9 protein-coding genes are annotated in these 11,348 nt (G+C 70.1%); 3 read left to right on the forward strand and 6 right to left on the reverse strand.

Annotated features, from left to right (window positions below; all coding sequences use genetic code 11):
* Positions 1 to 62: 62 nt before the first annotated feature.
* The 6 genes from B1H55_RS09430 to iolC all read right to left on the reverse strand — a co-directional run bounded on the left by B1H55_RS09430 (position 63) and on the right by iolC (position 7,777).
* Positions 63 to 1,010 carry a sugar phosphate isomerase/epimerase family protein gene (locus B1H55_RS09430; RefSeq protein WP_073451387.1) on the reverse strand — a complete coding sequence of 316 codons (948 nt, stop codon included), beginning with the start codon at positions 1,008 to 1,010 and terminating at the stop codon, positions 63 to 65.
* A 192-nt stretch (positions 1,011 to 1,202) separates the two neighbouring features.
* On the reverse strand, positions 1,203 to 2,696 hold the full coding sequence (locus tag B1H55_RS09435; RefSeq protein WP_073451388.1) for a CoA-acylating methylmalonate-semialdehyde dehydrogenase: 1,494 nt from the start codon (positions 2,694 to 2,696) through the stop codon (positions 1,203 to 1,205).
* 286 nt (positions 2,697 to 2,982) lie between these two features.
* Positions 2,983 to 4,890: a 3D-(3,5/4)-trihydroxycyclohexane-1,2-dione acylhydrolase (decyclizing) gene (gene iolD, locus B1H55_RS09440; RefSeq protein WP_080461702.1), complete on the reverse strand. Its 1,908-nt coding sequence runs from the start codon at positions 4,888 to 4,890 to the stop codon at positions 2,983 to 2,985.
* A 124-nt stretch (positions 4,891 to 5,014) separates the two neighbouring features.
* Positions 5,015 to 5,917 carry a 5-deoxy-glucuronate isomerase gene (gene iolB, locus B1H55_RS09445; protein ID WP_077240453.1) on the reverse strand — a complete coding sequence of 301 codons (903 nt, stop codon included), beginning with the start codon at positions 5,915 to 5,917 and terminating at the stop codon, positions 5,015 to 5,017.
* Positions 5,914 to 6,786, reverse strand: a complete 873-nt coding sequence (locus B1H55_RS09450) for a Cgl0159 family (beta/alpha)8-fold protein (protein WP_077240454.1) — start codon at positions 6,784 to 6,786, stop codon at positions 5,914 to 5,916. The genes iolB and B1H55_RS09450 overlap by 4 nt, the downstream gene beginning before the upstream one ends.
* Before the next feature lies 1 nt (position 6,787).
* Positions 6,788 to 7,777 carry a 5-dehydro-2-deoxygluconokinase gene (gene iolC, locus B1H55_RS09455; RefSeq protein ID WP_073451391.1) on the reverse strand — a complete coding sequence of 330 codons (990 nt, stop codon included), beginning with the start codon at positions 7,775 to 7,777 and terminating at the stop codon, positions 6,788 to 6,790.
* Positions 7,778 to 8,019: 242 nt separating this feature from the next.
* Between iolC and B1H55_RS09460 the strand changes: the two genes are divergently transcribed.
* From B1H55_RS09460 to iolG, 3 genes are all read left to right on the forward strand, one after another.
* The gene (locus B1H55_RS09460) at positions 8,020 to 8,808 is read left to right on the forward strand and encodes a GntR family transcriptional regulator (protein WP_073451392.1); all 789 of its coding nucleotides are present in this window, start codon (positions 8,020 to 8,022) and stop codon (positions 8,806 to 8,808) included.
* Positions 8,809 to 9,038: 230 nt separating this feature from the next.
* A complete protein-coding gene (locus B1H55_RS09465; RefSeq protein WP_073451393.1) occupies positions 9,039 to 10,115 on the forward strand; it encodes a transaldolase family protein in 1,077 nt (358 codons plus the stop codon).
* 95 nt (positions 10,116 to 10,210) lie between these two features.
* Entirely contained in the window at positions 10,211 to 11,200 is a 990-nt protein-coding gene (gene iolG / locus B1H55_RS09470; protein ID WP_077240455.1) for an inositol 2-dehydrogenase, read from the forward strand.
* The last annotated feature ends 148 nt before the right edge of the window (positions 11,201 to 11,348 follow it).

The raw sequence follows: 11,348 nt of genomic DNA on the forward strand, positions 1-11,348 counted from the left end.
TCTCCTCATTGAGAGTCGTGGTACGGGGTTGTGGTGAACAGGGATCGAGTGCCGCCCCGCCGTCAGGCCAGTCCCAGGCCGCACTCGGCCAGGTACTTGCGCATGTTGATGGCGTTGGCCTTGGGGAAGGACGGGTCGCAGGGGTAGCAGTCCTGCTCGCAGATGGCGTAGATGGGCTTGTCGAGGGCCGCCAGGGCGTCGACGAACTCGTGCATCTCGGGCAGGCCGGCGGGCGGGCAGACCGAGGCGCCCTTGGTGACGGCCTCGCCGAAGGGCCAGTCCTTCTCGTGGGCCTCGCGGGTGATGGCCTCGTCGAAGGCCTTGATGTGGACGTAGGTGATGCGCTCGGGGTACTTCCGGCACAGCTCGACGGGGTCGCCGCCGCCGTAGACCACGTGGCCGGAGTCGAGGCAGAGGTTGACGTAGGTCGGGTCGGTGGCGTCGAAGATCCGGGCGATCTCCTCGGGGGTCTCGATGTGGGAGTCGCCGTGGGGGTGGAGGACCATCTTGAGGCCGTACTCGTCCAGCAGCATCTGGCCCAGGGCGTTGGCGTGCTCGACGTAGAGCTTCCAGGCGTCATCGCTCAGGACGCGGTCGTCGGTCCACTCCCAGGTCTTGTCATCGCGGTAGAGCGGGGGCAGGTGGACGATGTACTCCGCCCCGACGGCGGCGTGGGTCTCGGCGATGGCGCGGAAGGTCTTCAACGTGGTCTCCCAGGCCTCCTGCTTGTGCAGGATCCCCCAACCGGTGCCGGCGACGACGCGCATGCCGAAGTCGTCGCACCACTTCTGCAGCTCCTTGGGGTCGGTCGGGAAGTACCCGAAGGGACCGGTCTCGATGACCTCGAAGCCGGCCTCGGCCATCTCCTCCCAGGCCTGGCGGGGATCCATCTGCTTGGGGTCCTCGGGGAACCAGACTCCCCACTGGTCCGGGCAGACGCCAATGGTGAGCTTCGAGTACTTCGGGTCGTTGGTGTTGACAGCCTTCGAGTTCGTTGTCGTCGTCGACATCGTGGTGCTCCTTCGCAACGGATGTTCCGAATCGTTTCGGAACCATGCTCAGCATACAGCCCCCGCCGTCACAGGGGAAGGTTTTGTGCGGACAAAGTTGCCCGAGAATGCCCCGGGGCGGCGCGTCCCGCCCGCAGGCCCGGCGGCCCCGCGGCCGGAGCGCGCCGCCCCGGATCCGTTCTCAGCGCGCCATCACTCCTCGCGCTGGAAGGACATGGTGGCGGCGTAGGTCTTCTCGCTGGGCCAGCGGGACGTGATGGCCTTGGCGCGGGTGTAGAACTTGACGCCCTCGGGGCCGTGGATGTGGGTGTCGCCCAGCAGCGACTCCTTCCATCCCCCGAAGGAGTAGTAGGCGACCGGCGTGGGGATCGGCACGTTGACGCCGACCATGCCCGCCTCGACGTCGAGCTGGAAGCGACGGGCGACACCGCCGTCATTGGTGAAGATGGCCGAGCCGTTGCCGAAGGGGGAGGAGTTGACGATCTTGATGGCGTCGTCGTAGGTGTCGGCGTGGACGATGGACAGCACCGGGCCGAAGACCTCCTCGCGGTAGAGGTCGGAGTCGAGCGGCACGTTGTCCACGATGGTCGGGCCGAGGAAGTGGCCGTTCTCGTGACCGGGGATCACCAGAGCGCGCCCGTCGAGGACCACCTGGCCGCCCTTCGACTCGCCCTCGTTGATGAGGCCGATGATGAACTCCTTCGACTTGGCGTCGATGACGGGGCCCATCTCGACGCCCTCGTCCATGCCGTAACCGACCTTGATCTTCTCGGCGTGGGCCTTGACGCGCTGGGCGAGGTCGGGGCCGCAGCCGCCCACGGCCACGACGACGGGCAGGGCCATGCAGCGCTCGCCGGCGGCGCCGAAGGCGGCGGCGGAGATGTGCTGGGCGGCGAAGTCCAGGTCGGAGTCGGGCATGACGATGGCGTGGTTGTTCGCCCCGCCCAGGGCCTGGACGCGCTTGCCGTTGGCGACGCCGGTGTTCTGGATGATGTGGGCCACCGGCGTGGAGCCGACGAAGGAGATCGCGTCGATCCCCGGGTGCTCAAGGATCTTGGTGACCATGGTGCGGTTGCCGGACACGACGTTGAAGACGCCGTCGGGCAGGCCCGCCTCCTTGTAGAGCTCGGCCGTCAGCAGCGCCGCCGACGGCGTGGCGGAGGCGGGCTTGAGGATGAAGGCGTTGCCGGTGGCGATGGCCACGGGGTGCATCCACATGGGCACCATGGCGGGGAAGTTGAAGGGGCAGATGCCGGCGACGACGCCGACGGGCTGGCGGATGGTGTGGATATCGACGCCGGTGGAGATGTCGAACGAGTACTCGCCCTTGAGGGCCAGGTTGATGGCCGTGGAGAAGTCGAGGGTCTCACGGCCGCGCTGGATCTCGCCGATGGCGTCGGAGTAGTTCTTGCCGTGCTCCTCGACGATGAGCCGGGCCATCTCGTCGGAGTGGGCCAGAACCAGCTCGCGCATCTTGAACATGATGGCGGTGCGCTTGGCCAGGGAGTAACCGGCCCAGCTCTTCTGGGCCTCCCTGGCCACCTCGACGGCGTGGTCGAGGTCGGCCTCGGAGGCCTGGATCAGCTCCTTGTCCACCTCACCGGTGCCGGGGTTCTCGACGGGGAAGCGGCCGATCGGGCTGCCCTCGTAATACGCTCCATTGATCCAGTGCTGGATCGTCTTCATCGTCATTGACTCCTTCGATTCGAGGGGTGGGGCCGGCGATCATCGCAGGCCGCCGTCGAGACCGGGCGCTTCGCGCGGGTACCGGACGTGACGTCGTCACACTACGGCATCCCAGGATCTTTGTCAGCACATAGTGACCTTCGGCCCAGAGTCTGGACAGCGCCCGCGAAGTCCTCCTTCGGAGCCCCCTCCCGAGCGCCGCCCAGGCGCGGGGGAGCCCGGGGTCTCCCCCCGGGCTCCCCCGCCTCAAGCGCCTCGCCGGCCTACCGCGCGGCGCCTCGGGCGGTCACAGGTAGTGGCGCTGGGGCTTGCGCTCCTCCAGGTAGCGCTCATAGGCCTGCTGGGTGGACTCCAGGCGGGAGACGCCGGAGACGGGCACGTCCCACCAGCTCGACCCGGGCGGGTTGGGCCCGTAGAGGTCGGTCTCGATGTGGATCATCGCGGGCTTGTCGCCGGCGGCGGCCTTGGCGTAGGCCTCGCGGAACTCGGCGATGGAGTGGACCTCGTGAACCTCGAGGCCCCAGGAGCGGGCGTTGGCGGCGATGTCGACGCCGGGGATCTGCTCCTCGTCGGCCAGGTGGCTGCCCGCCCCGCGCCGGCGGTACTTGGTGCCGAAGCGCTGGGAGCCGTGGGACTCCGAGAGCGACCCGATGGAGGCGAAGCCGTAGTTCTGCAGCAGGACGTAGATGACCTTGATGCCCTCCTGGACCACCGTGGCCAGTTCCATGGGGAGCATCTGATAGGTGCCGTCGCCGACGATTGAGACGACCTCGGACTCGGGGCGGGCGAGCTTGCAGCCCAGGGCGGCGGGGACCTCGTAGCCCATGCAGCTGAAGGCGTACTCCACGTGGTACTGGATGGGGGTGCGGGCCTGCCACAGGGCCTGGAGGTCGCCGGGCATGGAGCCGGCGGCGTTGATCATGATGTCCTCGTCGCCCATGAGCTCGTTGAGCGCCCCGAAGACCTCCGTCTGGGCGGGCAGCGGGCCGTGGCCCAGGTGGTAGCACTCGGCGGTGCGGGCCAGCCATCCCTCGCGCTCGGCGGCGACCTCGGCCGAGTAGGCCTCGTTCACGTGGTAGCCGTCCAGCGCCGTCGTCAGGGCCCCCAGGGCCTCGCGGGCGTCGGCCACGACCATCTCGGCGCTCTCCTTGGCGGCGTCGAAGGCGCAGACGTTGATGTTGACGAAGCGGACGTCGGGGTTCTTGAACTGCGTCTTGGAGGCGGTGGTGAAGTCGGAGTAGCGGGTGCCCACGCCGATGACGAGATCCGCCTTGTCCGCGATGTGGTTGCCGGAGTCGCCGCCGGTGGATCCCACTCCCCCGATGGCGCAGGGGTGGTCGAAGTTGATGGCCCCCTTGCCCGCCTGGGTGTCGGCCACGGGAATGCCCGTGGCGGTCGCCAGCGCCCGCAGCTCCTCGCCGGCCTCCGAGTAGATCGCGCCACCGCCGGCGATGATCATCGGCCTCTTGGCGGCCTTGATCATGGCCACGGCGCGCTCCAGGGCGGCAGGCTCGGGCACGGGGCGGCGCACGTGCCACACCCTCTTGCGGAAGAACTCCACCGGCCAGTCATGGGACTCGGCCTGGACGTCCTGGGGCATGGCGATGACGACGGCGCCGGTCTCGGCGGGGTCGGTGAGCACGCGCATGGCGTTCAGGAGCGAGGGGATGAGCTGCTCGGGCCGGTTGATGCGGTCGAAGAAGCGCGAGACTGGGCGGAAAGCGTCATTGACGGTGACGTCGAGGGTGCGCGGGTCCTCGAGCTGCTGGAGCACCGGGTCCGGGACGCGGGTGGCGAACTGGTCGGAGGGGAAGAGGAGGACGGGGAGGCGGTTGGTGGTGGCCAGGGCGGCGCCGGTGAGCATGTTGAGGCTGCCCGGGCCGATGGAGGCGGTGCACATGTATGTCTGCAACCGGTTCTTGACCTTGGCGAAGGCGGCGGCCGCGTGGACCTGGCCCTGCTCGTTGCGGGGCATGATGTAGGGCATCGGCGCCTCGCCCTCGACGGGCTCGATCTCGTTCTGCAGGAGCGCCTGGCCGATGCCGGCGACATTGCCGTGGCCGAAGATGCCGAAGGCGCCGGCGATGAGGCGCTGCTCGACGCCGTCGCGCTCGGAGTACTGGTTGGACAGGAAGCGGATGGTCGCCTGCGCCACGGTCAGGCGGATGGTTCCCGAGTAGGCCTCATTGCTCACGTTCGTGGTCTCTCTCTCGTACGGCATCGGACGATGCACGAAGCTTGTCATATCAAACGGTCATATGGAATAGGGTGGTCGCTGGGCGGACGGGCGGCACCGGGCCGGCCCGCCCGCCCGGGCCTCAGCGCGCCATGGGCAGCCTGGGATCGACCTCCTGGGACTCCCAGGTGGAGCGGATCCAGTGGTGGGACGGATCGTCGGGGGCGAGCCAGACGAGGTCCTCATCCGGCCCGGCCATGACGTTGAGGTAGTACATGTCGTAGCCGGGGGCCGCGACGCAGGGGCCGTGGTAGCCGTAGGGCACGAGGGCCACGTCCCCCTTGCGCACGGGGACGCACAGGTCGATGGGGCGGTCCTGGCTCGCGGCGTAGGTCGCGTGGAGGCCGAAGCCGGGCCCGCCCTCGGGGCTGTCGGCGATCTCGAAGTAGTAGATCTCCTCGAGCTCTCGCTCGGCCTCTGAGCGCTCGTCGTGCTTGTGGGCGGGGTAGGAGGACCAGTTACCCCCGGGGGTGAGGACCTCGCAGCACAGCAGGTGGCTGGTCTCGACCCCGTTGGCCAGGCAGTAGTTGTTGACCTGTCGCGAGCAGTCGCCCGCGCCGCGCAGGTCCACCCGCACCTGCTCGCGCCCGTAGTAGGCCACGGACAGGTCGCGCGCGGCGCGCGCCGAGGGGAGGGCGAAGCGCCCGCCCCCGGGCGAGGAGAGGATGAAGTCCTTGTGGCGCGGGATGTAGAGGTAGTCGGTGATGCCGGTGAAGACGCCGGCGCGCCCATCGAGCTCGTAGCCCTGACCGTCGATCTCGACGGCACAGCCGCCCTCGAGGGGGAGAACGAGCAGCTCGGACTCCCCCGAGGACAGGGTCTGCGAGGCGCCCTGCTCGAGCACGGCCACGCGCAGCCCGGAGTAGGTCCACCCCGCGCGCTCGGGAGTGATGTCGACGGCGAGGCCGTCGTGGCCGGAGGAGCCGGCGGGGATGTGGATGTCGGTGATGCTGGGGGCGGGGATCGCGGTGCGTCCAGTGGTCATGAGAGCAGTCCTACGGTGGAGTCGACGGCGGCGGCGACGTCGTCGTCGGGCGGATAGAGAAGTGAGCGGCCGATGACGAGGCCCTTGACCGTCGGCAGGGCCAGTGCCCGCGCCCAGGCCTCACGCGCCTCGTCGGCGCGCTCGCTGACCGCGCCCCCCAGGATGAGGGCCGGCAGCGTCGACGCCTCCATCACCCGCTCCATCTCCGCCACGGCGGGGAGCTTGAGCCAGGTGTGGGCCGAGGTGCGCCCCAGCCCGGAGGCGATGGCCATCGAGGAGATGACCGCGTCGGGGCTCAGGTCGTTGATGATACGTCCTTCCTCCCAACGGGAGATGAAGGGCTCGACCATCGCCATGACCCGGTTCTCGGCGAGCTCGTCGACGGCGCGCGCGCAGGCCGCCAGTGTGGAGGCCGTGGCCGGGTCGGAGTAGTTGATGCGGAGGAGCATCTTGCCGCCGTCGAGGCCGGCCCCGACGACGCCGCGGGCGTCGTAGCCGGTGAAGCGGTCGTCCATCTCGAAGGAGGCCCCGGCCAGCCCTCCCCGGTTCATCGAGCCGTAGACGAGCTTGCCGTCCAGGGCGCCCAGCAGGGCGAGGTCCTCGATGAGGTCGGCGGTGCCCAGGAAGCCGTTCACGCCGGGGCGGCCCAGGGCCTCGACGCAGCGCGCGAGGACATCCTCGCGGGAGGCCATCGCCATGGGATCCGGCCCGGCCGAGAGCGCCCCGCGAGCGGGGTGGTCGCAGGCGATGATCATGAGCTTGCCGCCGTCGGCGGGCAGGGTCCCGCGGGGGCGATCGGCCAGGGCCCGGGCGATGCGCCCCGGGTCGTTTGCCCGGATCTCGACGAGTCGTTCGGTCAGTCCTGACATGTCACAGGTCCTTCAGGTTCGGGGCGCACCGGTCGCGGTAGCGCCGCATGACGTTGAGGAGCTCGGGCTCGGTGGGCATCGCCGTCGAGCACTCGATGCGCTCGCAGACGATGGCGCCCGCGGTGGAGGCGGCGAAGATCGTCTTCTCCAGGGACCAGCCGGACAGCAGGCCGTGGCAGACGGCCCCGCCGAAGGCGTCCCCGGCGCCCAGGCCGTTCTTGGTCTCAGCGGGGGTCACCGGCATCTCGATGCGCTCGTCGCGGGTCTTGGCCAGGGTGCCCAGCGGCCCCTGCTTGACGATGGCGAGCTCGACGCCCGCCTCCAGGAGGGCGTCGGCGGCGCGGTCCGGCTCGGTCTCACCCACGGCGACCTCGCACTCCTCGCGGTTGCCGATGGCCACGGTCACCTTGGGCAGGATCTTGGCGACCTCCTCGTGGGCGGTGGCGCGGTCGGGCCAGAACATCTCGCGGAAGTCGAGGTCGGCGATCGTGTGCGCCCGGCGGCCCCGGGCGTCGAGCGCGGCGTGGTGCGCCTCGCGGGACGGCGACTTGCTCAGCCCGGTGGCCGAGACCCAGAAGATGCGGGCGTCGCGCACCGCGTCGAGGGGGATGTCGGCGTCATCGAGCTCGAGGTCCGGGGCGGAGGGCTCGCGGTAGAAGTAGAGGGGGAAGTTGTCCGGCGGGAAGATCTCGCAGAAGGTGACCGGGGTGTTCATGCCCGGCTTGGGCACGACGTAGTCGTCGTAGACGCCCAGGGCGCGCATCTCCTGGCAGACGAAGCGACCGAAGGGGTCGTCCCCCACGCCGGTGATGACGGCCGAGCGATGGCGGTAGCGGGCGGCGGCGACGGCGACGTTCGTCGGGCTGCCGCCGAGGAACTTGCCGAAGGACTCGACGTCCTCCAGGCCGACGCCGATCTGGAGGGGGTAGATGTCGACGCCGCAGCGACCGATGGTCAGGACGTCCAGGGGCGGGGTGGTCGAAATGGTCATGGCTTCCCTTCCACATCGTCGGGGCGGGGCGGGCGCCCGCTCGGCGCCCTCGGCCCAAGCCTGCCCCCGCGCTCCACCACTGTCAACATTTGTCCGAACAAATGCCGAACATGACAAATGCGCACATAGTCAGGTAGCCTCCCGGACACCCCCGATCACCAGCACAGGGGCGCATCACCACCCACCGCGGCCCGGGCGAGACCCGCCGGGCCCACGAGCCGAAGAACCAGAGAACGCCGACCATGCCCGATCCGAGCCCCACGCCGCGCCAGTCCCCTTCCACCGAGGGCAAGGCGCCGCGAGTCGTCGAGATCCAACTGGACCGCAAGAGCCCGGTACCGCTCTACTTCCAGATATCCGAGCCGATCGCGGAGGCGATCCTGAGCGGCGAGCTCCCCGTGGGCACGCGGCTGGAGGACGAGCTGTCCATGGCCAAGAGGCTCGCGGTCTCCCGGCCCACGGCGCGCCAGGCGCTCCAACGGCTCGTGGACCGCGGGCTGCTCACCCGCAGGCGGGGCGTGGGCACCCTGGTCTCCCCCACGCGGGTCCACCGCCCCATGGAGCTCACGAGCCTCCACTCGGACCTGGAGTCCGCCGGCCATGAGGTGTCCACCGAGGTCCTGGACCATGACGCGCACCCCGCGGACGCGGCCGAGGCCGCCGGCCTGGAGGTGGCCGAGGGGACCCCGATCGTGAGGCTGTCCCGCCTGCGCACGGCCGACGGCGAGCCGATCGCGGTGCTGACCAACCTCATCCCGGCGGACATCTGCCCCTCCCGGGAGGCCCTGGCAACCGGGGGCCTGTACGACCTCCTGCGCGCCGAGCAGATCATCCCGACGACGGCGCGCCAGACCATCGGCGCCCGCCCCGCCACGGCGGCCGAGGCGAGGATGCTCGGGGAGAAGCGCGGCGCCGCCCTGCTCACCGCCACGCGCACCACCTACGACGCCTCGGGCAGGGTCATCGAGTACGGCACCCACGTCTACCGCGCCTCGCGCTACTCCTTCACCACCACCCTCTTCTCCACCTGACCCACGCACGACTACACGCCCCCCCCACACGCGAGACCGGTCGAAGTGGCGGTCGAGACCGGTCCTCCGAACCGGTCTCGACCGCCACTTCGACCGGTCTCGGCGAAAGATTTGTCTGGACAATCGGTTGACAGGGACGACGACGTCGGCTTGAATAGGACGCGCAGCCAGGCAACGCCGCCAGGCGACTGCGGTTGAACACTGCGGGAACCCGACCAGGAGAGCAGCAGATGACCATCGAACACACACCCGGCCCGCTTCTCGAGGCCACCCAGAACTTCCCCACGGCACTGTGGAACGACTCGGCCGACCCCGACGAGCTCCGCCAGTCCATCTCCTTCGGCGGCGTGGGCGCCACCTGCAACCCCACCATCGCCTTCACCTGCATCAACCAGCGCAAGGACGTGTGGCTGCCCCGCATCGCCGAGCTCGCCGAGGAGATGCCCGAGGCCTCCGAGTCCCAGATCGGCTGGCAGGTCGTGCGCGAGCTGAGCCTCGAGGCCGCCAAGCTCCTCGAGCCCGCCTTCGAGGAGCACAAGGGCCGCAACGGCCGCCTCTCCATGCAGACCGACCCCCGCCTGGCCCGTTCCGCCAAGGCCCTGGCCGACCAGGCCGAGGAGTTCTCCAAGCTGACAAAGAACATCATCGTCAAGATCCCCGCCACCTCCGTGGGCGTCGAGGCGATCGAGGACGCCACCTACCGCGGGGTCTCGGTCAACGTCACCGTCTCCTTCTCCGTCCCCCAGGCCGTCGCCACCGGTGAGGCCATCGAGCGCGGCCTCAAGCGGCGCGAGGCCGAGGGCCTCGACACCTCCACCATGGGCCCGGTCGTCACCCTCATGGTCGGCCGCCTCGACGACTGGATCAAGGCCGTCGCCAAGAAGGAGGGCCTCTTCCTCGACCCCGGCCACCTGGAGTGGGCCGGCATCGCCGCCTTCAAGCGGGCCTACGCCGAGTTCCAGTCCCGCGGCCTGCGCGCCCGCATGCTCGCCGCCGCCTTCCGCAACGTCATGCACTGGTCCGAGCTCGTCGGCGGCGACGTCGTCATCTCCCCGCCCTTCAAGTGGCAGGAGATCATCAACAGGTCGGGCTACAAGCCCACCAACCGCATGGACGTCCCGGTCGACGACGCGATCATGAAGACCCTGCTCGGCATCCCGGAGTTCGTGCGGGCCTACGAGCCCGACGGCATGACGCCCGCCGAGTTCGACACCTTCGGCGCCACGGTCAACACGCTGCGCGGCTTCCTCCAGGCCGACGCCGACCTGGACTCCCTGGTCCGCGACGTCATCATGCCCAAGCCGTGAGTCGGAGCCGGCCGGGGGAGGCGGTGAGCGCCCCTCCCCCGGCCGGTCCCGCCCGCGCCCCGTCCCCACCCCCACGAACAACCCAAGGAGCAACGATGCTCAGAATCGCCGTCATCGGCGCCGGCCGCATCGGCCACGTCCACGCCAAGACCATCGCCGCGCACCCGCAGGCCGAGCTCGCCGTCGTCTGCGACCCCATCGGCACTGCGGCCGAGGACCTCGCGGCCCTCCACGGCGCCCGCGCGTGCAAGGAGGCCGAGGAGGTCTTCGCCGACCCCGAGGTCGACGCCGTCGTCGTCGGCTCGCCCACACCCCTGCACATCCCCCACCTCCTCGCGGCCGCCAAGGCCGGCAAGGCGGTCCTGTGCGAGAAGCCGATCGCCCTGGACATGAAGGACGTCGAGGCCGCCCGCGCCGAGCTCGACGCCGTGACGGCACCCGTCATGTTCGGGTTCAACCGCCGCTTCGACCCCTCCTTCGCCGCGGTCCACGCGGCAGTGGCCGACGGCCGCATCGGCGCCCTGGAGCAGCTGACCATCATCAGCCGCGACCCCGCCGCCCCGCCGGTGGAGTACATCAAGGTCTCCGGCGGCATCTTCCGCGACATGACGATCCACGACTTCGACATGGCCCGCTTCTTCCTGGGCGACATCGTCGAGGTCCACGCCGTGGGCCAGAACCTCGACGAGAGTATCAAGGCCGCCGGGGACTTCGACGCCGCCGTCGTCACCCTCAAGTCCGCCTCCGGGGCAGTGGCGACGATCATCAACAACCGCCACTGCGCCTCCGGCTACGACCAGCGCCTGGAGGCCTCGGGCCGCGATGGCGCCCTGTTCGCCGAGAACATCCGCGCCACCACGGTCCGCCTGTCCAACGCGGAGGTGACTGACGCCCAGGAGCCGTACCTCGACTTCTTCCTGGAGCGCTACGCCGATGCCTACCGCCTGGAGCTCTCCGCCTTCATCGAGGCCGTCGAGGCCGGCACGACGCCGCCCACGAGCATCGACGACGCGATCAAGGCCCTGCGACTGGCGGAGGCCGCCACGGCCTCCGCCAAGAGCGGCCAGCCCGTGCTCCTGGACTGAGCCGCGGCCCGCTCGGGCGGGCTCCCCGACGGGCGCCGTCGGCCCTCGCGTGTCCTCGCGGGTCGACGGCGCCCGTCGCCGCTCGGACGCGCCCGCCCACCGGGGCGCGCCCGAGCGGGCCGCGCGCCGGGGCGGGCTCAGCGCGGGG

The organism is Actinomyces denticolens, assembly GCF_002072185.1.
In the GTDB taxonomy this organism is placed as follows: Bacteria; Actinomycetota; Actinomycetes; order Actinomycetales; family Actinomycetaceae; genus Actinomyces; species Actinomyces denticolens.